The sequence below is a fragment of the Paenibacillus sp. F411 genome (genome assembly GCF_017582705.1).
Lineage (GTDB): Bacteria > Bacillota > Bacilli > Paenibacillales > Paenibacillaceae > Paenibacillus_AQ > Paenibacillus_AQ algicola.
Genome location: NZ_JAGFIP010000007.1, coordinates 1 through 21,572, shown reverse-complemented (window position 1 = coordinate 21,572; position 21,572 = coordinate 1). Strand labels below are relative to the sequence as shown.

At 52.2% G+C, this 21,572-nt stretch carries 18 protein-coding genes; 1 reads left to right on the top strand and 17 read right to left on the bottom strand.

The features are described 5' to 3' along the window. Window positions 1-116: 116 nt before the first annotated feature. The 4 genes from sleB to uxaC all read right to left on the bottom strand — a co-directional run bounded on the left by sleB (window position 117) and on the right by uxaC (window position 5,590). Window positions 117-941, bottom strand: coding sequence for a spore cortex-lytic enzyme (gene sleB / locus JJQ72_RS09180; RefSeq protein WP_138226063.1), 825 nt, complete (start codon window positions 939-941; stop codon window positions 117-119). A 212-nt stretch (window positions 942-1,153) separates the two neighbouring features. Then, window positions 1,154-2,662 carry a UxaA family hydrolase gene (locus JJQ72_RS09175; protein ID WP_208203465.1) on the bottom strand — a complete coding sequence of 503 codons (1,509 nt, stop codon included), beginning with the start codon at window positions 2,660-2,662 and terminating at the stop codon, window positions 1,154-1,156. After that, complete coding sequence (locus tag JJQ72_RS09170; protein WP_208203464.1) at window positions 2,659-4,161, bottom strand: tagaturonate reductase; 1,503 nt, start codon at window positions 4,159-4,161, stop codon at window positions 2,659-2,661. The genes JJQ72_RS09175 and JJQ72_RS09170 overlap by 4 nt, the downstream gene beginning before the upstream one ends. Next, window positions 4,154-5,590 (bottom strand): glucuronate isomerase, encoded by a 1,437-nt coding sequence (uxaC, locus tag JJQ72_RS09165; protein ID WP_208203463.1) that lies wholly within the window; start codon window positions 5,588-5,590, stop codon window positions 4,154-4,156. Before uxaC ends, JJQ72_RS09170 begins: the two co-directional genes overlap by 8 nt. Before the next feature lie 127 nt (window positions 5,591-5,717). Here uxaC and JJQ72_RS09160 point away from each other — a divergent pair, with 127 nt between their 5' ends. After that, window positions 5,718-6,578 (top strand): AraC family transcriptional regulator, encoded by an 861-nt coding sequence (locus JJQ72_RS09160; protein WP_208203462.1) that lies wholly within the window; start codon window positions 5,718-5,720, stop codon window positions 6,576-6,578. A 213-nt stretch (window positions 6,579-6,791) separates the two neighbouring features. On the opposite strand, the gene JJQ72_RS09155 is transcribed toward JJQ72_RS09160, so the two are convergent. The 13 genes from JJQ72_RS09155 to ltrA form a co-directional block, all read right to left on the bottom strand. Continuing rightward, complete coding sequence (locus JJQ72_RS09155; protein WP_243895987.1) at window positions 6,792-9,440, bottom strand: FtsK/SpoIIIE family DNA translocase; 2,649 nt, start codon at window positions 9,438-9,440, stop codon at window positions 6,792-6,794. 118 nt (window positions 9,441-9,558) lie between these two features. Further along, window positions 9,559-9,795, bottom strand: coding sequence for a YlzJ-like family protein (locus JJQ72_RS09150; protein WP_208203461.1), 237 nt, complete (start codon window positions 9,793-9,795; stop codon window positions 9,559-9,561). Then, window positions 9,792-10,511 carry a ClpP family protease gene (locus JJQ72_RS09145; RefSeq protein ID WP_138227782.1) on the bottom strand — a complete coding sequence of 240 codons (720 nt, stop codon included), beginning with the start codon at window positions 10,509-10,511 and terminating at the stop codon, window positions 9,792-9,794. Before JJQ72_RS09145 ends, JJQ72_RS09150 begins: the two co-directional genes overlap by 4 nt. 228 nt (window positions 10,512-10,739) lie before the next feature. Then, complete coding sequence (locus JJQ72_RS09140; RefSeq protein WP_138226070.1) at window positions 10,740-12,419, bottom strand: ribonuclease J; 1,680 nt, start codon at window positions 12,417-12,419, stop codon at window positions 10,740-10,742. Window positions 12,420-12,671: 252 nt separating this feature from the next. Further along, window positions 12,672-13,559, bottom strand: coding sequence for a 4-hydroxy-tetrahydrodipicolinate synthase (gene dapA / locus JJQ72_RS09135; protein ID WP_138226071.1), 888 nt, complete (start codon window positions 13,557-13,559; stop codon window positions 12,672-12,674). A gap of 48 nt (window positions 13,560-13,607) precedes the next feature. Beyond that, window positions 13,608-14,825 (bottom strand): aspartate kinase, encoded by a 1,218-nt coding sequence (gene dapG, locus JJQ72_RS09130; RefSeq protein WP_138226072.1) that lies wholly within the window; start codon window positions 14,823-14,825, stop codon window positions 13,608-13,610. A gap of 68 nt (window positions 14,826-14,893) precedes the next feature. Next, on the bottom strand, window positions 14,894-15,943 hold the full coding sequence (locus tag JJQ72_RS09125; protein WP_138226073.1) for an aspartate-semialdehyde dehydrogenase: 1,050 nt from the start codon (window positions 15,941-15,943) through the stop codon (window positions 14,894-14,896). A 47-nt stretch (window positions 15,944-15,990) separates the two neighbouring features. After that, the gene (locus JJQ72_RS09120) at window positions 15,991-16,587 is read right to left on the bottom strand and encodes a dipicolinate synthase subunit B (RefSeq protein WP_138226074.1); all 597 of its coding nucleotides are present in this window, start codon (window positions 16,585-16,587) and stop codon (window positions 15,991-15,993) included. Between the two features lies 1 nt (window position 16,588). Then, complete coding sequence (gene dpsA / locus JJQ72_RS09115; RefSeq protein ID WP_208203460.1) at window positions 16,589-17,485, bottom strand: dipicolinate synthase subunit DpsA; 897 nt, start codon at window positions 17,483-17,485, stop codon at window positions 16,589-16,591. Window positions 17,486-17,646: 161 nt separating this feature from the next. Next, the gene (gene dut, locus JJQ72_RS09110; protein ID WP_175415285.1) at window positions 17,647-18,093 is read right to left on the bottom strand and encodes a dUTP diphosphatase; all 447 of its coding nucleotides are present in this window, start codon (window positions 18,091-18,093) and stop codon (window positions 17,647-17,649) included. Continuing rightward, window positions 18,071-19,336 (bottom strand): M16 family metallopeptidase, encoded by a 1,266-nt coding sequence (locus tag JJQ72_RS09105; RefSeq protein WP_208203459.1) that lies wholly within the window; start codon window positions 19,334-19,336, stop codon window positions 18,071-18,073. The genes dut and JJQ72_RS09105 overlap by 23 nt, the downstream gene beginning before the upstream one ends. Before the next feature lie 82 nt (window positions 19,337-19,418). Next, window positions 19,419-20,408 (bottom strand): polysaccharide deacetylase family protein, encoded by a 990-nt coding sequence (locus JJQ72_RS09100; RefSeq protein WP_208203458.1) that lies wholly within the window; start codon window positions 20,406-20,408, stop codon window positions 19,419-19,421. A 202-nt stretch (window positions 20,409-20,610) separates the two neighbouring features. Then, the coding region (gene ltrA / locus JJQ72_RS09095) for a group II intron reverse transcriptase/maturase (protein WP_208203457.1) at window positions 20,611-21,572 on the bottom strand (962 nt) is incomplete at its 5' end.

Below are 21,572 nucleotides of genomic sequence, written 5' to 3'. Positions count from 1 at the left end.
AACTCCCTTACCACGTAGATTTCTTATTTCATTGGCATATCGTTAACTTCCATTCTAACCCACTTCAAAGAGAAGAAGCAACCGAAGACAAGCCTCGGCTGCTCTCACTCAAACCATTACATGCAGAAGATGTGCTGGCCTATGGTTTTTACTTGAGGCCGGGTCCAGATCCACGGTGATGTGGCCGTTTCCGGGTTAAAATAGTAGGTGCAGCCGCCCGTAGGATCCCAGCCGTTCAGCGCCTGGATCACCGCCTTCTTAGCCTGCTCGTTCGGCTCCAGCCAGATTTGTCCGTCTGCTACCGCAGTAAAGGCCCGGGGCTCGAAAATAACGCCGGATGGCGTATTCGGGAAGGTGGGCGATTTGACCCGATTCAGGATTACTGCCGCGACAGCAACCTGTCCCTCAAAGGGCTCGCCGCGGGCTTCTCCATAAACAGCATTCGCCATAATCTTCAGCTCATTGTCTGAAAGGCCCATTGTATTGCCAGAGGCCAAGCTGGCGGCTCCACCCTGCTCCTGCTCACCTGCACTCTTGCCGTCGTTCTCATGCAGCTTCGGCTCAGTCGGACGGAAGTCCTTCGTAGCATTGTACAGCTTCAGCTTGACCTTCGGGCCTACAATGCCATCAACCTTCATGCCGAACCTGGACTGAAACCATTTCACCGATTTCAGGGTGTCAGGCCCAAAGACACTGTCAATCTTGCCGTTATAGAAACCCAGATGCTTTAATCTGCCCTGCAGCTCATAGACATCCTCACCAGTGGAGCCGTATTTCACAGCCTCCTGGCTAAACACAGGCAGTAGCTCCTGCTCTTCCTGCATAGATGGGACCTGCGCTATAGGAGTAGGAGCAGGCTGGTCTGCCGGCTCGGTGCGGAATACGGCGGCGGATACAATGACTGCAATGCCGATCAGCAGCCATACCTTGGTATTGTTCATGCTGCACTCTACCTTTCTATGGTGGTTTGCAATGCTCGCTGACCTTATTATGACAAGGCCGCTGCGTTCCTATGCACCATAAACGGCAATTTCAAGCAGCTCCGCCAAGGAAGCAGGAAGAAGCCGGGCAGCATGAGCCCGGCTTCGTGTTTCGCGTGCAATAATGAATGAATAGACACATCGTTGATCCATGGCGACCAAAACGGTCTGTATTACAAGGTAACTCCGTCCTTGAAAATCGCGATTTCACGGAAGCCGTTATTTTCATTGGCAGCCGCCACTTTGCCAGAACAGAGTGCTGCAATATATTCCTGCAGATCCTGATGAAGCTCATCCATGCTCTGACCTTCCAGGAGCGTGCCTGCATTGAAATCAATCCAGTGCTTTTTGCGCTTGGCCAGCTCGGAATTGGTGGAAATCTTCACCGTTGGGACCGGGCCCCCAAAGGGGGTGCCTCTGCCGGTGGTGAACAGCACGAGGTGAGCCCCGGAAGCGGCCAATGCTGTAACGGATACCAGATCGTTGCCAGGACCCTGAATCAGATTCAAGCCCGGCAGACTCGCACGTTCTCCGTATTTCAGTACCCCGGTGACGGGGGCTTGGCCGCCTTTTTGCGTACATCCAAGCGATTTCTCTTCCAGTGTCGTTATCCCGCCGTCCTTATTGCCGGGTGAAGGATTTTCGTAGATCGGCTGGTTATGATCCACGAAATACTGCTTGAAATCATTTACCAGATGACATACTTGCTGGAACAGCTCTTTATTTACTGCGCGGTTCATAAAGATGGTTTCGGCACCAAACATCTCCGGCACCTCCGTCATCAGAGCGGTTCCTCCCTGATTCGTAATCGTATCCGCGATGCGTCCTGCTAACGGATTGGCTGTAATTCCTGATAATCCGTCCGATCCGCCGCATTTCAGGCCGATTTTCAGCTTGCTGAACGGCAGCGGCTCTCGTTGATAGCGCGAGGCACGGGACACCAGCTGATCAATCAGCTCAAGTCCGGTTTCAATCTCATCCTCTACCGCCTGCGATTTCATAAAGCGCACCCGATCGGGATCCAGATCTCCCAGCAGCTCCTTGAAGGACTCGATCTGGTTGTTCTCACACCCGAGACCGACCACGAGCACCCCTCCAGCGTTACCATGCTGAGCCAGAGAGGCCAGCAGAGTCTGCGTATAAGACAGGTCATCGCCCAGCTGGGAACAGCCGTAAGGATGAGCAAAGTGATACACCCCGTCTACCCCTTGGCCGCGGTAGCGTTCATGCGCCAGCTTGGCCAGCAATTCGCAGGATTTATTAATACAGCCGACCGTATTAATAATCCAGATCTCATTGCGGATGCCGACCTCGCCATTTTCACGTGTGTACCCTTCAAAGTATAGAGGCGCTGCGGGTTCGGCTGAGCATTGTGCAGGTGCTGACGGCTCGTATTGATATTCAAGAACGTCGCCCAGTCCCGTCTTTAAATTATGGGAATGAACCCATGTGCCTGCCGGAATATCGCACACAGCAACGCCAATAGAGTATCCATATTTCATTACAGGCTCGCCCGCTTTGATAAGGCGTACAGCCAGCTTATGTCCCTTCGGAATATCATTCAGCACCTCCAGACCATGCTCCTTGCCATCCAGACGGTAGTTTGCACCGCTGCCGGCAGTCAGCGGATGAAGTGCTACTGCAACATTATCGGTGTCCTGTAGTAATATGACATGACTCATGACTGACTCAGCTCCAATTCCTCCAGTTCCGCCCAAACGGCCTCAGGCAGTCCTGAAATCTCATTTAGATCTTCACCCCATAGCTCTTCATTGCCGAGAATACGCTGGATGAGCCCGGAGCGGCTGACCGCACCGTTTCGGTATTCGTCCCAGCTGCTCTGCATAAAGCGGAGTGCGCCTTCATCATCCGAAAGCTTAACCCTTGCGCCATCCAGTGTCCGGCCTGACCATCCTCCGTCCTGCTCCTGTGCATCGTACAGAAAGATGAGGCATGCCAGTGCCTTCACAACCTTTTCAGGCAGCTTCTCAAATTGCTCGTGATAGGCCTTTAGGGTCGGCAACAGCCGAACACGAAATTTGGACATGCTGTTCAAGCAAATATCGCCCAGCCGGTGCTCTACGAACGGATTAAGGAACCGCTCCCACACTTCGCTTGCATACACCTGCATCTCTTGCGCGGGCAGCGGCACAGCGGGAACCATTTCCTCCAGCATCGCCTTGCGGGCCTCTGCTCCCCATTCGGCATGCTCAGCGATTTCCCGGACACTCTGACAGCCATGCACCAATCCGATGGATGCCATCAAGGTATGGGTCCCATTCAGGAGACGCACTTTGCGGAGCTGATAGGGTGCCAGATCCTCTACCCAATGTACATTCAGTCCTGCCCGCTGAAGCGGCAGACGTTCATCCAGAGAAGCAGGTCCCTGAATCACCCACAGATGATACGGCTCAGCCGTATTCAGCATCTGGTCCTGATAGCCGAGCTGAGCCTGCCAGCTTGCGGCATCCGAAGGAGCGCCCGGTACAATCCGGTCCACTAGTGAATTCAAGAACAGATTATGCTCCTGCACCCATGCGATAAAGCCTTCCTCCAGCTTCCAGTCGCGGGCGTGCATCAGCACAATTTCCTGCAGCCGCTCTCCATTGCGCTCGATCAGCTCGCAGGGAAGCAGCATCCATCCCTTATCCCCTGCCCCTTCGAAAAACTGATATCTGCAGTACATCAGCAGCGTCAGCTTCGCCGGAAATGACAGCATAGGCTCATTCAGGGAATAAGGAGTCGGTGTGTAAGTCAGTCCCGCTTCTGTCGTGTTGGAGATAATGATATCCAGCTCCGGATGCTCTGCCAGCGCCAGAAAATCATTCCACTCCTCATAAGGATCAATCATACGGCTGATGACCGATATAACCTCCTGCTGATCAACCTGCTCCCCATTCTGTATCCCCCGGGTTAGCAGTGTATACAGCCCGTCCTGGCTTCGCAGCCGCTCAAGCTTCATACGTCCGGTAGGGCGGGGCTGAGTTACAGCCACCGTGCCCCGAAAATGTCCCTGCTTGAAGGAATGCTGCAGCATCCAGTCTGCAAAGCCCCGCAGGAAGTTTCCTTCACCGAATTGAAGCACCTTGACCGGCTGTTCTCTCAACGCTTCGGCCTGCTTTTTTTCTGAATCCTGGAGCTGCTCCAGAGATAAGAGGCTTGCCTGCTTCACATTATCCATGCGAAGTCCCTCCCTTGGCTCCCCCGAATTGGAAGTAGCGCTCTGCATTGCCGTAGCAAATATCTTGTACAATTCCTCCAAGCCACTGCATATCAGCCGGCGCTTCGCCCTGCTCTACCCACTCGCCGAGCAGATTACATAGAATTCGGCGGAAGTATTCGTGCCGGGTGTAGGACAAGAAGCTCCGCGAATCCGTCAGCATTCCGACGAAACGGCTCAGCAGTCCCATATTGCCCAGGCTGCTCAACTGCGCAATCATGCCATCCTTCGTATCATTAAACCACCAGGCCGAGCCAAATTGAATTTTGCCTGGAATACCGCCGCCCTGGAAGCTTCCGATCAGCGCCGCAAGAATGTCATTATCATTCGGATTCAAGGAATACAAAATCGTCTTCGGCAAGGCCCCTGCCGTTTCCAGCTCATCCAGCAGGGAAGCCAATGGAGCCGCAACCGGACTGTCACCGATGCTGTCATAGCCCGTATCCGGTCCCAGCTGCTGCATCATTAAAGCATTGTTGTTTCGGCTCGCATTCATATGGAACTGCATCGTCCAGCCCTTCTCGGCATACAGCTTGCCCAGGTACAGCAGTGTATAGGTCTTGTATTGCTGTTCTTCGGTATGGGACACCTTCTCCTGCTTGAGCGCTTTCATAAAGATTGCCGCTGCCTCTTCCCGGGTAGCTTTATGATATGGCACATAATCCAATGCATGGTCAGACACTCGTCCGCCAGCCTGATGGAAAAATTCCACGCGCTTTTTCAATCCTGTAAGCAAATCCTCATAGCTGCGAATGTCACTTCCACAAACCTGCCCTAACTTATCAAGCCAAGGAAGGAACGTATTTCGGTTAATTTCCAGCGCTTTATCCGGACGGAAGGAAGGGAGCATTTGGAACGGAACGCCCGGCTCCTTCGCCAGAGCAATGTGATCCTCTAAGGTATCCACCGGATCGTCTGTCGTGCACACAACCTCAACGTTGCTGGCTTGAATCAACCCGCGGGTTGTAAAGCTGTCTTCCTTCAGCTTCTCATTGGCCTCCTGCCAGATTTTCTCCGCATTTTGCTCATTGATCAGATGGTGAATCCCGAATATTCGGCGCAGCTCCAGATGGGACCAGTGAAAGAGCGGATTGCCAACCGTCATAGGCACCGTTCTTGCCCAAGCCAGGAAACGGTCATAATCGCTGACCCCTTCACCGCCCGTAATATAAGCTTCTTCCACGCCGTTTGCACGCATCGCGCGCCATTTATAATGATCTCCGTTAATCCAGGCCTCAGTCAGGTTCTGAAACCGGTGATTGCTGCGAATCATTGCCGGGCTCAGGTGACAATGGTAGTCGATAATGGGCATTGGTTTGGCATAGTCATGATACAGCGTTTTAGCACTTTCACTATTGAGCAAGAAATGTTCATCCATAAAAGGTTTCATAAAAGCTCACCGCCAGTTCTGTAGTTTGGTTCTATCATAAAGCATCATTGGTTTATTTTCTTCTCATTTATTGCTCATTTCCGTTATAATAGGACATATCTTGCTTTTCGCAGAGGAGGAAGCATCCATGGCTCACCCAGAGGATCTGCCGCTCGCCAGTTACGGGGATGAGGAATCCTCATTCTATTTCGATCATATAAGGCGCCGGCTCCCGTTCGAGCGGAATAACCACTATCACAGCACGTATGAGATATATTATCTCATGTCCGGAGAACGGAATTACTTCATCAAGGAGAAGCTGTATCGGATTCAGCCAGGCTGCCTGGTTATGATTAACAGATACGATGTGCATAAAAGCTTTATGAGCGGCGGACCTGAGCATGAGCGGATAGTCATCAACTTTGATGAGTCGTTTGCTCTTTCCGGTGGGCAGACTGCCTTGCCACTGTTCTCGCAGGGCGATCCGCTCGTTCCACTGCAGCCCCAGGAGCAGGCACAGACCCTGCAGATTTTCAATAAAATGTCTCAGGAGGCTACCTTGCAAAAGGACGGCTATCAGGATTATCTCCAGCTGCTGCTGACCGAGCTGCTGCTGCTCATCTCTCGCTTCAAGCAGCGCCCTTCAGCGCCTGCAGCCTATCCGATCAATCCGCTGCATGAGAAGATGATGGACATCGTGCAGTACATTCATCAGCATTTTCAGAACAAAATAACGCTGGAGCTGCTGTCCGATACCTTCTACATCAGTCCTTACTATTTAAGCCGGATGTTCAAGGAAGTGACCGGCTTCACCATCATCTCGTATGTCAATCTCACCCGAATCCGGGAGGCGCAGAGAAGGCTCAGCGAGACTGACACGAAGATCGTTGATATCGCAGAGCAAACCGGCTTTGAGAGCCTGACCCATTTTGACCGCACCTTTAAGAAAACGATCAAGATGACCGCAAGCCAGTACCGCAAGCTGTATCGACTGCCGCAGGAGGAATAACGATGGATCGCGATCCCAGCAAAACATAAAAAGAGGCTGTACCAAAAGTAGATTCTTGTTTAATGAGGCAGCTCACTTGAGTGAGATCTGAAACAAAAATAAAGACATGGTGGAGTGAGGGAGGTGAGGAACGTTTCGTACGCCGAGCATCTCGCAACAACAAACGAGGCCATCCCGCAAGACCCTAGATCTTGTGAGACAGCCTCTTCTGCATTATGAACTGATCTTGCTTTGCTGATACTGCTCCAGAGACATGATGACCTCGCGGGGCTTGCTGCCCTCATATGGACCAATCACGCCTCTCGCCTCCATCGAGTCAATCAATCGTGCCGCACGCGTATATCCAACACGCATTCGCCGCTGCAGCAGAGAGACCGAAGCCTGCTTGGCTTCCAGAATAATCAATACAGCCTGGTCATACAGCTCGTCCAGGGTATCATCCTCTCCTAAGATCGTGTCCTCCACTTCCGGCACAAGCGAATCATCATATTCCGCCTGACCCTGATCCCGCACAAAATTGACGATGTTCTCTACTTCCTGATCACTCATAAAAGCTCCCTGAACACGGATGGGCTTCGACGCCCCCATCGGCATAAACAGCATATCTCCGCGTCCCAGCAGCTTCTCCGCGCCGGCCATATCGAGGATCGTCCTTGAATCCACCTGAGACGAAACACCAAACGCAATCCTGGATGGGATATTCGCTTTAATGACGCCGGTAATTACGTCTACAGATGGGCGCTGAGTCGCAATAATCAGATGGATGCCCGCCGCACGGGCCATTTGCGCAAGACGGGTAATCGCCTCTTCCACGTCGTTCGCGGCCACCATCATTAGATCAGCCAGCTCATCCACAATGACTACAATATAGGGCAGTACAGCGGAAGGATTATCCTTTACCAGAGTATTGTAGCCTTCAATATTCCGTGTCCCGGATTTCGAGAACAGCTCATATCGCTTTTCCATTTCCACTACAATTTTCTTCAGGGCCAATGAGGCTCGCTTAGGATCCGTGACTACCGGAGCCATGAGATGAGGAATGCCGTTGTATACGTTAAGCTCCACCATCTTGGGATCGACCATGAGAAACTTGACCTCATCGGGCTTCGCCTTATACAAAATGCTCGTAATAATGCCGTTAATACACACGGATTTACCGGAGCCGGTTGCACCGGCAACGAGCAGATGGGGCATCCGCGCCAAATTTCCAACAATGGATTGACCTGAAATATCGCGTCCAAAGGCAATGGACAGCTTGGACTCCGCATCCTGGAACAGCGGCGTTTCCATCACCTCTCGCATCGTCACGAGGGACACCTCGTGATTCGGCACCTCAATGCCGATTGCTGACTTTCCGGGAATGGGAGCCTCCATACGGATATCCTTCGCAGCAAGCGCTAACGCGATATCATCCGTAAGACCGACAATCCGGCTGACCTTTACTCCGATATCCGGCTGGATTTCGTAGCGGGTCACGGAAGGCCCTCTAACGACCTCCAGCACCTTGGCGCGAACGCCAAAGCTCTCCATCGTAGCTTCCAGCTTCCGGGCGGTCTGCTTGTAATCATTCTGATCTCCAGGCTTTCCGCTTCCGGCAGGTTTCGAGAGCAGGCGGAACGGCGGCAGCCTGTAAGGCTTCGGCGGTGGCATCGGCGGAGCCAGCGGCGCCTCGGGCTGACCCTCTACGTCTGCAGACAACGCAGGCTCGGCACCCTCCCCGTTACTGTCCTTATCCATAGAATCCGCCTTGGTATCCATCAGGCTTACGTCCTGGGACTGGCCTTCCGCATGCAGCGGAGTCAATGCGTCTTGGATCGGCAATGCATCATGATCGTGAAGCTCATCCTCTTCCCGGGCATCCTCATACTTCACATGCTCAAAGAAATCCCGGATGATCGGTGCACCGCCGGGCGCCTCTGCGGTCTCGTGTGTGGCTGCCCCATCCTGCAATGCTTCCTGATCGTCAGTATTCAGCGAATCCCCTCCGTACAAAATATCCTGGGGCCCGAAGGCTTCCTCATCCTGCAGCTCTGTCTGTGATCCTTTTCCGGAATGCTGGTCCTTGCCCTCCCGATTAAAAAGCTGGAAGAACACGGGCCGCCCCGGACGGGAAGCGAGCTCTGGCTCCTCCAAATCGTCCAGATCATCGTCATCATCAGGAAGCCGAGGATTTCCTTTACGCACGCCGGAGGCTTTGGCAGACTTGTACGACTGCATTCTTTTCTGAAGCAAGCCGCTTGCTCTTACCGCTCTCGTGCGGAGCATTCTCATCAGCTCAACATATGACAAGTTGGTGATCAGCATAAAGCTGATGATAAGCATAACAATCATAATGAGGCGTGCTCCAATGGCTCCGAAGAACAGCAGCAGTGCTGAAAGCTGCAAAGCTCCCACATACCCGCCTCCGATATCCTTGCCCAGAACAGGATGGTTTCCATCACTCTCTGCATAAAGCAGCTCACCCTGTAAATCACTATGTATTTGAGACAGCACATTGCCGGAAGTAAACTGCCCAATCGGTGCCAGCTTGGCTTCCATAGCGCTGATGGTGCTCATAAGTGTAAGTGCCAGCAGCAGCAGCAGCACGCCGGTTCGGCGGCTGTTCCAGACCTTGGGCCATTTTCGGTGAATCATCACCATTAATCCATAGTAAATGCCGATCAAGGGTATGACAAAATAATATTTACCAAGCACGTAGCCCGACATCTTGGATAGTGAACGTCCTACCGGTGCTTCTCCCGATAATGCGATAACCGATAAGGTCATCAATATAATTCCATAAATTTCATATTTCAGCACCGAGGCAAATACAGCCCTCTTCTTCCGCTTACGCTTTGCCAATAATGTCACCCCCGAAGCCATATTATAGCATACATTACCATGGCGTACCTATGTTCTGTTTCGCGGGCAAAAATAAATGCGGTGGCGCCAAAAAGCTGTGCACTCTGGCATTCGCCAGGTGTCAAAAAAACGGCCCCCCTTATGCATGGAGGACCGGAATAAAAGATATTTGGCTGCCAGGCATATACGCCGGATTTAAATAATCCGACAGCTGGCAATCCAGCAGCCTTACGATCCTGGCGCTTTGATGGTCGATGATCTCCGCCTCCAGCAGAACGCCGTTAAGCCGCATTTCGATCACAAGCGGTGAATCCGGTGCGGCAGGCTCTCCTCCAGAGAACACCATCTCCAGTGGCATTACTGTATATAAGGTCATTGCGTAAGCCCTCCTGCACCCAAGGTCTTACGCTCTCCAATCATGCCGTTTAGTCTCGCCAGTGCCTGGCCAATACCGCCAACCTCATTCATCAAGCCGTATTTAACCGCATCGGCTCCCGACACCGAGGTCCCGATGTCCCGATTCAGCTCTCCCGTCTTGAACATCAGATCCTTGAACTGGGCTTCTGTAATGCCGGAATGCTGAGTTACAAATCGGACGACCCGCTCCTGCATTTTCTCCATATATTCAAAGGTTTGCGGAACACCGATCACCAATCCGCTCATGCGAATGGGATGTATGGTCATGGTCGCACTGCCGGCAATAAAAGAGTAATCCGCCGCAACGGCGATCGGAACACCAATACTGTGACCTCCGCCAATCACCACTGTCACCGTCGGCTTAGTCAATGAGGATATCATTTCTGCAATGGCCAGACCAGCTTCAACATCACCGCCAACCGTATTGAGAATAATAAGAAGTCCTTCAATTTTAGCATTTTGCTCCGCCGCCACCAGCTGTGGAATCATATGCTCGTATTTGGTCGTCTTATTTTGCGGTGGTAAAACGGTATGTCCTTCAATCTGGCCGATAATGGTCATACAGAAGATATTGGATTCTCCGGATGTCGCCACACCCGTCTGGCCAAGCTGTTGAACCGCTTCTAAAGATGCCTGCTTCTTGTGCTCTTCACTTGGCATATCAGCCTCCGGCATACTCTCACCCTTGCCGGCTGTTTTGCGTGCAATTTCGTTTTGCTTCATACTCATGCATGTCCCCTGCCCTTCTGCTTGGTTACCTTCCTCCTAGCTATTATGTCAGAAAGCATGCTGAATCATCCTTGGCATCCTTAAACGCAGCAAAAAGCCCTTCTCCGCAAGAACCGTCCAACGTTCTCGCGGAAAAGGGCGACTGTGTGCCTTATGAATGAAACGGTATCGCGGCTATACCTCCATGATGATCGGAAGGATCATCGGTCTGCGGCGAGTCTGCTCGTACAGGAAGCGACCCAGCGCATCCTTCACGCTGGTCTTCAAGGAAGCCCATTCGTTTACGTTCTCACTCATGAGCTTCTGCAGCGTACTGGAAACGATGCGGTTGCTTTCTTCCAGCAGCCCTTCGGATTCACGAACATATACAAACCCTCGAGAGATAATGTCCGGTCCAGAAACAATGGAGCCATTCTGCTTGCTCAGAGTTACGACAACGACCAGAATACCGTCCTGAGACAGCAGCTTACGGTCTCTCAGGACAATGTTACCGACGTCACCGACGCCGAGTCCATCGATCAGTACATTGCCAGCTGTCACTTTACCAGCCTTCCGAGCCGAGCCGTTCTGAATCTCAACCACTTCTCCCAAATCCGTGATGAAGATGTTGTCAGGCTCTACACCGACGGTCTCTGCCAGCAGTGCATGCTTGCGCTGCATCCGGTATTCACCATGGATAGGAATAAAGAACTGGGGCTTCATCAGATTCAGCATCAGCTTTAGTTCTTCCTGGCTACCGTGGCCGGATACGTGTACGCCGGAATTGGAACCGCTGTAGATGACCTCTGCCCCAAGACGGAACAGCTCATCAATGGTCCGGCCGATGTACTTCTCATTTCCCGGCACTGGTGTGGCTGCAATAATTACAGTATCGCCTGGCAGAATGTCCACTTTACGGTGAGTCGAGCGGGCCATGCGTGTTAACGCAGACATTGGCTCACCCTGGCTGCCGGTACAGAGCACAACGACCCGGTCTGCTGCCATGCGGTTTACTTCCTCCGGCTCAATCAGCATGCCTTCAGGCACGTGAAGGTATCCAAGCTCCGAAGCGATAGACACAACATTTACCATACTGCGTCCAATTACAGCTACCTTGCGGCCAGTCTCCTCGGCTGCATTCACAACCTGTTGAATACGGTGAACGTTCGAAGCAAAGGTGGCTACTACCACGCGCTGCTCCGCCTTGCGGAAAATATCCTCCAGCACCACGCCTACATTCTTCTCTGATGGCGTGAAGCCTGGCTTCTCTGCGTTGGTGCTGTCCGACAGCAGTGCGAGTACACCCTTGCTGCCGATCTCCGCCATGCGCTGCAGGTCTGCATATTGGTTATTTACCGGAGTGTGGTCAAACTTGAAGTCACCGGTGTGAACCACGCTTCCCTCTGGTGTATCAATACATACGCCGACGGAATCCGGAATACTATGATTGGTTCTGAAGAAGGTGGCTGTCAGTGTTTCTCCGAGCTTGATCTCGGAATCGGCATGAATCAGCACTCTTTTGGTTTCGCCAAGAAGATTTGCTTCCTTCAGCTTGTTCTCTACCAGCCCAAGCGTCAGCTTGGTACCGTAAACAGGAACGTTCAAGTGCTTCAGCACGTATGGCAGGCCGCCGATGTGATCCTCGTGTCCGTGAGTCAGCACAATGCCTTTCACCTTGTCACGATTCTCTGTCAAATAAGAAATGTCAGGAATGACAATATCAATTCCCAGCATGTCCTCTTCCGGAAACTTCAATCCCGCATCCACGACAACGATGTCGTTAGCATATTGAATGACATACATATTTTTCCCGATTTCACCGACGCCGCCCAGGGCAAAAATCGATAATTTATCGCTGTTATTTTTTTTTGACAAGTGTATCTAACCCTCCTATGGTTTTGGACGTCGACCAATGTTATATTAATTTACTAAAATATACCGCACCCAGTCTCTTGAACCCATTATACATGAAAAAAAACGTTAAACACAAGTCGCCCACCCAGTGAGATATAGGATGCCCTGCTGAGTTCAATTTTTATCGCGTGTGATCATGCAAAATACAAAAAAACAGCCGATGCGCTCTCCAAATGGAGAAGCGCCGGCTGTCTTACACCGTCAGTGCTGTATTTATGAGGACAAGGAGGCCAGCAGACTACGGATGAACTCGGCCTCCTGATCATTCGGGCTCAGCAGCGGGAGCCGCACGGAGCCGACTGGAAATCCTTGCTCCGCAAGCGCAAATTTCACTGCAGACGGATTTGGAAGCGGCTCAGGACACTCAAACAATCCCTTGAACAGCGGGAACAGCTTCTGATGGAGGGCAGCAGCATCGCTGTTGCGCCCTTCCAGATACGCTTGAATCATATCCTTCATGAGTGCTCCGGCAACATGGCTCGCTACGCTGACGATTCCATAGGCTCCTACAGACAATGCCGGCAGCGCTGAGGAATCATCGCCGGAGTATACGGCAAATCCGGCAGGTGCAGCGGATGCAATCTGGGTCAGCTGGTCTAGAGACGCGCAATCCTTCGTTGCGACGATGTTATCCAGCTCTGCAAGACGGAGTGTTGTGGATACTCCCAGGCTGATTCCCGTACGTCCCGGTACATTGTAAAGCATCACAGGCAGGCTTGTGCTCTCGGCGATCGCCCGGAAATGCTGATACAGCCCTTCCTGACTAGGCTTGTTATAATAAGGCGCCACCAGCAGAATGCCGTCAACACCGCACTGCTCCGCCTTCTTCGTCAGCTCGATCGAATGATGGGTGTTGTTGCTTCCCGTGCCGGCAATGATCTTGCACCGGCCAGCCGCTTTCTCCACGGCGAAGGAGAACAGCTTCAGCTTCTCATCCTCGGATAAGGTCGGGGATTCCCCGGTGGTTCCTGCAATGACTAGGCTGTCGGACAGCTGATCCTCAATCAGGTAATTGATCAGTCTGGCGGTCTCGTCCCAGTGGATATTTCCATCTCCATCAAAGGGCGTGACCATGGCGGTAATTAATCTTCCGAAGTCCACTATCGTTTCCTCCTAACTGTTATCCGGCACAAAAGCTCTAGGCTGACATTACCGGTGAAGCTCAAACTTGCTATGCAGCGAGCGAAGTGCATTTCCCATATCTTCATTCCGGACGAGCAGCCAGATCGTCGTGTTGGAGTCTGCGGATTGAAGAATTGGAATACCATGCTCACTCAGTGCCTCTATAATACGGGACATGATCCCCGGCACTCCATTGATTCCTCCGCCAATAATGGATACCTTGGCGCAGCCCTTGGAAATGTGAGGATTCAGTCCTAAGTCCTTGAGCGCTTGCTCCGCCTTCTGTGCGTCATCATCAAATACCGTGTAACGCACGCCTTCCGGCGTTACGCTAATAAAGTCTACACTAATGGCGTGCTCCGCCATTCTTCGGAATATACGAAGCGGCGTATCCTGCAGCGAGGCACAGTCCACTGAAATATGCGTGATATGGCTCATGTAGGTTACACCGGTTACATACCGATCCACAATGTCGGCCTCAGCAGCATCCTTGAAGGACTCAGGCCGGGTAACCAATGTGCCCTCATTGTCAGAGAACGTAGAGCGGACACGCAGCGGGACTTGCGACTGCATTGCGATTTCCACAGCCCGTGGATGTATCACCTTCGCTCCCTGCTGAGCCATATTGCAAATCTCGCTATAGCTGACGTATTTTAACGGCCGGGCATCCTCTACAATCCGGGGATCTGCCGTCAAAATTCCGTTTACATCGGTATATATATCGACCATCTCGGCGTGGAGCGCGGCTCCCAGCGCCGTCGCTGAGGTATCACTGCCGCCTCTTCCCAGTGTCGTCAGTTCTCCGGATTTGCTCTGTCCCTGAAACCCGGTTACGATAACAACCCTGGAAGCCTCAAGCTCCTGTAATATACGATCAGGCTTGACCGAAAGAATACGGGCATTGCCATGATGATCATCCGTAATGAAACCGGCCTGGGCGCCGGTAAGCGCCGTTGCAGCAATGCCTTCTCGACATAGCTGGCCGCACAGCACTGCGGCTGATATAAGTTCTCCGCAGCAGAGCAGCAGATCCCTCTCTCTTACGGGAAGCAGGGCATTATTGCTCGAAGCAAGCTCCAGCAAAGTATCTGTAGCGTAGGGATCTCCCTTCCGCCCCATAGCGGATACTACAACTACCAGATGAAGCTGCTGCTCCAGCTCCCGCCTGATGTGCTGAATGACTCTGGATCTTGCTTCCGGAGTCGATAGCGAGGTTCCGCCGAACTTTTGAACCAGGATGCGCATGAAGATTCCTCCGTTTGAGGAACCGCAAGACGATAAACCAGGCGCCGAGCGGCTGAAACGGCCGGCTGTTAAGCCCGGCCGTTTCGGTTGGAAACGATAATTTCTGCAATTTGCACAGCATTCCAGGCCGCGCCCTTCAGCAGATTATCCGATACAATCCACATATTGAGACCGCGGGAATGAGTCAGATCACGGCGCAGACGTCCCACAAAGACATCCGGCTTACCGACCGCATCACTAGCGAGCGGGTAAGCTTGGGATGCAGGATCATCCACCAGCGTAATTCCCGGAGCCTTCTCTAGAAGCGACTTTACTTCCTCCAGCTCATAGTCATTCTTGAATTCCACATATACGGATTCGGAATGGCCGTTAATGACAGGAATGCGGACACAGGTTGCTGACACTTCGATAGATTCGTCGCCCATGATTTTTTTAGTCTCACGGACCATTTTCATTTCTTCCAATGTATATCCATTGTCTGTGAATTTATCGATTTGGGGAATCGCATTAAATGCAATTTGATGCTTGACTGGCAAGGAGCCCACCGGCAAAATATCAGGCTGAACGTCAGCGTTTCCATTGAGAATCTCCTTGCTCTGACGCAGCATTTCCTCAATGGCCTTGTGTCCTGCTCCGGACACGGCCTGATAGGTGGACACAATGATCCGGGCGATGCCAAAGGCATCATGGAGCGGCTTCAGTGCTGCGACCATCTGAATGGTAGAGCAGTTCGGATTCGCAATAATCCCGTTATGCTCCTGAATTTTCTCCGGATTCACCTCTGGCACAACCAGTACCTTGTCAGGGTCCATACGGAATGCATTCGTATTGTCAATACATACGGCACCGTGGGAAACTGCATGTGGAGCCAGCTCCTTGCTCACATCACCGCCGGCACTGAACAAAGCGATATCCACGCCTTTAAAGCTGTCAGGGGTTGCTTCTTCTACAACTACGTCCTGTCCTTTGAATGTAAGAACCTTGCCTGCAGAACGCGCGGAAGACAGAAGCTTCAGCTCTGCTACCGGAAAATCTCTTTTCTCCAGCAGGCTCAGAATCTGTTCTCCTACCGCTCCTGTAGCTCCTACAACGGCTACGTTATACTTTTGCTCGCTCATCTGACACGTCTCCCCTTCATGAATAACTTCTGGTCAAGCTTTAAGAATCATGCTGATTGAAACCGTTCGATAATCATCGGCTGCAGCTGCATCCCCGTCAGAGCCGCTTCGCAGGTTTCCGGAACCAGATCCATGCGGGCCACGAGGGAATTCGGTTTCTGCTGGGGATTATCCTGTCCAAATGGTACAAAATAAATATTTTTGGTTACCAATAGCTTCGCGATATTAGCTGCATTAAGTCCCAGCCCGTCATTCGTCGAGATCGCCAGCACCAGCGGGCGCCCATTTCGCATCTGAGCCTTCGCGGCCATTAGCACCGGACTGTCTGTCATCGCATTGGCCAGCCTGCTGATGGAATTGCCGGTGCAAGGTGCGATCGCCAGCACATCCAGCAGCTTGGAAGGACCCAGCGGCTCTGCTTCAACAATTGTAGAAATAATATCATTCCCCGTTATTTCTTTCAACTGTTTCTGCCAATTTTCCGATGATCCGAATCGGGTATCCGTATTCATGATCGTATTGGATACGATGGGAACGACACGCGCACCTCCGTCAACAAACCGCTGAATCTGCGGCATAACCTCCTCCAGCGTACAGTGAGAGCCGGTCAAGGCATAGCCGACCGTTTTTCCGTTCCAGTTCATCTCAAGCTTCCTCCCGACTTTTGGTTTGCTCCGAAATCAGCTCGACCAGTGTATTGGCCATGATGATTCCCGCTGTTTTGGGGGCAACGATTCCCGGGAGTCCGGGGGCAAGCATCGCTTTGATGCCCCGCTTCTCCGCATATCTGAAATCACAGCCGCCAGGTGCCGAGGCCAGATCAATGATGACAGCCTCCCGCGGCATTCTGGATAACACCTGCGCCGTCACGACCATGGCAGGAATCGTATTAAACAAGAGCTGAATGTCAGCCGCCTCTTGCTCGAGATCCTTCATCATAAAAGGCTGCCAGCCCATTTCTTCGGCGCGGGCATAATGCTCGCTTCTGCGAACGCCCATTTTGACCCGGGCTCCTAGCCCTTGAAGGCTTCGGGCCATTGTAAAGCCGGTGCGACCCATCCCAAGCACCATGCAGGTGGATTTGTGTATCGTAAAGTCCGTATGCTGAATGGCCATCATCAAGGCGCCTTCCGCCGTTGGAATGGAATTGTATATCGCCACATCGTCCCGATCCAGCAGCTCCACCAGCCTGATGCTGTGCTTTGCACATAGTGATTTCAGAAACGACTTAGCCATACCTGTGTAAACTACCCCATGCTTTGGCATCGCCTGGATATGCTCTTCCTCCAGCTTCAGCGAGCCTTCCGCATATAAAGCGCCGATCAATCCCTCATCGTCACAGCCTACCACAGGTAAAATCAGAGCGTCTGCGCCAGACAGCAGCTTCGCAGTAAGCGGCTCCCGGAGTACGCCCTGAAAGGAATCCTGCAGTGTGTCAAAGCCAGCGATGGCTACGGAAGCATCCATCTCCGCCAATTTTCGGATAACCTCAACCTGGCGTGCATCGCCACCAATCAAGACCGTCCGGATTCCTGTCAGCATGCAGGGCCTCGCTCCTTTCCAATAGCAGTATACGGCATCTTATGCGGAGGCCCAGCCGGAGGTGTGCAGCACCTCAAGGAAAGACAAAAAAACCGTTCCGGATAGTCCGGAACGGCTGCAGCTTATGATGAAGCTATGACAGCACATACATGCTGCTTCTTCTACTTCCCGGTATGGCCGAAGCCCCCGGCTCCCCTTACCGTATCGGACAGCTCCTCGACCTGCTGGAGCTCCACCTGAGGAAGGCTTTGGAACACCATTTGAGCAATTCGTTCATGGCGCTCAATGACAAACGGCTCCTGCCCCAGGTTCACCAGCAGTACCTTTACCTCTCCGCGGTAATCTGCATCAATGGTCCCCGGTGTATTCAGGCAGGTGATGCCATGCTTGTACGCCAGGCCGCTGCGCGGGCGTATCTGCGCTTCCAGACCGCCTGGCATCGCCATAGCGAAGCCGGCAGGAATCAGCGTGCGTTCCCCCGGGTTTAGCACGACAGGCTCCTGCAAGGCAGCGTGCAGATCGAATCCTGCGGCAAGCTCAGTCATCTTTACCGGGAGGTGAATATCCTCGCAGCCCGGCATGCGTTTAATTTGTACGTAGTGCAACAAACTCGTCCCTCCTCATTCCATTCAGCGCCTTGTCGTTTGATCCTACCATCGCCAGGGCGAACGGAACCGCAAACATCCGGTCCAGTACTTTATCCATATCCTCCATAGACACCTTTTCAATTCTTGAGATCATATCGTCAAGGCTGTAGTGTCTGCCCAGCATGAGCTCATTCTTGCCCAGCCGGTTCATTCGGCTTCCCGTACTCTCCAGGCTCAGAATAAGGCTGCCCTTCAGCTGCTCTTTTCCTTTAGCCAGCTCTTCCTCCGACATGCCCTTCTCAGCCAGCTCGGCCATCATATTCCGAGTCAGCTCCAGGACCTCCTTCGTCTGCTTCGGAGCTGTTCCAGCGTAGATCGTGAACATACCGCTGTCTGCATGGGAGCTGTGGTACGAATATACCGAGTAAGCCAATCCGCGCTTCTCGCGGATTTCCTGGAACAGGCGCGAGCTCATACCGCCGCCAATCGCATTATTGAGCAGCACCATGGCATACTGCAGCTCATCATGCATCGAGCTCCCCGGGAAGGAGAGGCAGATGTGGTTCTGCTCGGTTTTCTTTTTACGGAACAGCAGGCCATCCTGAAAATCCGGGACGCTCAGCACATCGTTCTCACCCCGGTTTTGGAACTTGCCAAAATGACGCTCCAGCAGCTCAATAACGGAGTCGTCGATATTTCCTGCGAGAGCAATGACCGTGTTCTCGATCGTATAATGCCGATTCATATAGGATCTCAATGCCGCAGAGTCCATGGCTTCCAAGCGCTCTTTCGTGCCCAGAATAGGATATGCCAGCGGATGGTCGCCATAAGCCGAGATCGACATCAAATCATGGACCAGATCGTCTGGAGTATCTTCGTACATGGAGATTTCCTCGAGAATGACGTTCTTCTCTTTCTCCAGCTCGCCAGAGTCCAGCTTGGAATGAAAAAACATGTCCGATAAGACGTCAACCGCAATCGGCAAATGCTCATCCAGCACTTTCGCATAATAGCAGGTATATTCCTTAGAAGTAAACGCATTAACATTCCCGCCGATGGCATCAAACTGCTCCGCGATCGCCCGAGCATCAAAGCGCTCCGTTCCTTTAAACATCATATGCTCGATAAAATGTGTAATCCCGTTCAATTCCGGCGTCTCATTCCGCGATCCGGTCTTGACCCAGATCCCGAAGGAAACCGAACGACAGGTCGGAATTTGCTCCATCACAATTCTCAGGCCGTTCGACAGCTCTATTTTTTTCACGCGGGGCCCTCCTGACTTGACACCATTGTTCTATTAGATGATTCTTTCCATCCACACATTGTAGCAAACTTGCCAGATCCACTCAACTTTCAGAAGGCGGCACACGCTCCGGGGACAAGGTTTGGGATACGGTTCCGATATGCAGTCCCTTTGCGCGGATTCCCTGAATCATACCTTTAAGTGCCTGCGAGGAGGAGTCCGTCGGATGCATCAGGATCAAGAAGCCCGGCTCGACCTTAGCCGATATTTTATCGACGACCGCTTGAGCTGGAGGATGCTTCCAGTCTACCGTATCCAGTGTCCATAGCACGGTCTTCAAGCCTCTGGCATGGGCAAGCTGTACCGTTTGTTGATTATAGTCGCCGGAAGGCGGTGCAAACCAGGTATTGGTGACGCCAAGGCTCTCTTTGAGCAGCTCCTGGGTTCTCGTAATCTCGCTCTCTGCACGGGGGGCGCTAAGCTGGCTCATATTGGGATGGGTATACGCATGATTCTCTACCTCATGCCCCCCGTTCACAATGTCCAACGCTAGCTCCCGATTCTTGCTTAGCCAGCTCCCATCCAGAAAAAAAGTGGCCTTCACGCCCTCCGTCTCCAGCGTATGCAGCATGGGCTTGATATACTCGTTGCCCCAAGCCACGTTAATCATGAGCGACACCATCGGCTTGTTCGGATTCCCCCGGTAAATGGGATGGGGACCGAGGTCCTGCAGGGTCACCTTGGCGGGAATTTCCCGGTACACGTAAGGAATTTCTTCAACGCTTTTCCTTTTCAGAGCGCGTCTGTAGGTTTCCTCCACGTCTATTTCACGGCCGTTATAGCCGGGGATGGCCTTCCATACGGAATCCACTTTAGCATCGATGGGTTCTACTCTGTTCTGAGCCGCTTCGGCTTGAATGCGTTCCAGAAGCTGAACATCCACCGCTGTGCTCTGCACTTCATCATACATGACAGCAGAATGAGACAGCTGTCTCACATAATCCACAGACCCTGTTATCACCGCAAGACTGCTAATACTAGCCACCGTAGCTGTCAGCACCGCTATTTTTTTCCTGCTTTCGCTTCCGAACATCCTGCGCCCTCCCCACAGCCATAAGCTTTGTCCCATTTTATGAACCGGGAGAGAAGAATATGTACAGCCTTGTGCTAGAGTCTGCTCTTCACCAAGGCATACTAGAGTAAAGGGCAGATAAATTCTGCCCCTCCTCATCAAACCGTACGTGAGGTTTTCCCTCATACGGCTTTCCGATGTTCGTCATTCATGTGCGTGCAGATCACAAGAGCGTTTTAAGTCCATATTGTTTGGACAATGCTTTCACTTCGCTTAATGAACTCATCCATCGCGTGCGTTGACGCTTCTTGGCAACCCACTTTGCTAAGCGCTGCAAGATGTACCAATCTAGTTTTGCCATCTTCTTTTGGCTGTAGGCTGTGTAGTAGTAGTTGCGCCACCCCTGTATTTTTGGGTTTAAATATCCCAGGTGGTCCTGGAAAGTCTTGTGACGCATATTCGGCGGAGCAAGTCGCTCCTTCACGACCTCTCGGATTCGCTCTTCCGCCTTGCGACACAGCCACTGCTGGGTCGTATAGTATACTTTGCCTTTGGATGTCTCGGCTTTCGTCTTTCGATGGTGCATGCCTAGAAAATCAAAGCCTTCTTCTCCTGTCCATAGTCCAACGATGCGTGTCTTGGTTGGATGTAACGTTAGCTCTAGGCGGTCCATAATAACTCTAATGAGTTCGTACGCCCGATCTGCATCCTTCTTTGTTTTGCAGATGACCACCAGATCGTCCGCGTAACGTGTGAGTTCCCCCATTTTTCTGCCATGCCGTTCCCACAGGAGATCAAAGTAATTCAGGTAGATATTCGCCAGCAGTGGTGAAATGACCCCACCTTGTGGTGTACCCAAATCTGAGCGTCTGACATTGCCTTCCTCCATGACACCTGCACTTAGCCACTTCCTCAACAGCTTCAGAATTCGTCTATCGCTGATTCGCATTTCTACCAGCTTAATGAGTTTCTCCTGATTAATGTTGTCGAAGTACCCTTGGATGTCGACGTCGACCACCCAATTCCCTTTGCGGTTGCATGCTTTCCGAATGCGATCTAACGCTTGCTTTGCACTTCGTTTTGGCCTGAATCCGAATGACGTTTCCTGAAAATCCGCCTCGAAGATCGGTTCCATGACGAGTTTCGCTGCCATCTGGATGACGCGGTCTCTCACCGTGGGAATGC

Bases quoted from the DNA above. Each gene is read 5' to 3' on its own strand.
- sleB (WP_138226063.1), bottom strand. From the start codon at position 941: ATGAACAATACCAAGGTATGGCTGCTGATCGGCATTGCAGTCATTGTA.
- JJQ72_RS09175 (WP_208203465.1), bottom strand. From the start codon at position 2,662: ATGAGTCATGTCATATTACTACAGGACACCGATAATGTTGCAGTAGCA.
- JJQ72_RS09170 (WP_208203464.1), bottom strand. From the start codon at position 4,161: ATGGATAATGTGAAGCAGGCAAGCCTCTTATCTCTGGAGCAGCTCCAG.
- uxaC (WP_208203463.1), bottom strand. From the start codon at position 5,590: ATGAAACCTTTTATGGATGAACATTTCTTGCTCAATAGTGAAAGTGCT.
- JJQ72_RS09160 (WP_208203462.1), top strand. From the start codon at position 5,718: ATGGCTCACCCAGAGGATCTGCCGCTCGCCAGTTACGGGGATGAGGAA.
- JJQ72_RS09155 (WP_243895987.1), bottom strand. From the start codon at position 9,440: ATGGCTTCGGGGGTGACATTATTGGCAAAGCGTAAGCGGAAGAAGAGG.
- JJQ72_RS09150 (WP_208203461.1), bottom strand. From the start codon at position 9,795: ATGACCTTATATACAGTAATGCCACTGGAGATGGTGTTCTCTGGAGGA.
- JJQ72_RS09145 (WP_138227782.1), bottom strand. From the start codon at position 10,511: ATGCCGGAGGCTGATATGCCAAGTGAAGAGCACAAGAAGCAGGCATCT.
- dapG (WP_138226072.1), bottom strand. From the start codon at position 14,825: ATGCGCATCCTGGTTCAAAAGTTCGGCGGAACCTCGCTATCGACTCCG.
- JJQ72_RS09125 (WP_138226073.1), bottom strand. From the start codon at position 15,943: ATGAGCGAGCAAAAGTATAACGTAGCCGTTGTAGGAGCTACAGGAGCG.
- JJQ72_RS09120 (WP_138226074.1), bottom strand. From the start codon at position 16,587: ATGAACTGGAACGGAAAAACGGTCGGCTATGCCTTGACCGGCTCTCAC.
- dpsA (WP_208203460.1), bottom strand. From the start codon at position 17,485: ATGCTGACAGGAATCCGGACGGTCTTGATTGGTGGCGATGCACGCCAG.
- JJQ72_RS09100 (WP_208203458.1), bottom strand. From the start codon at position 20,408: ATGTTCGGAAGCGAAAGCAGGAAAAAAATAGCGGTGCTGACAGCTACG.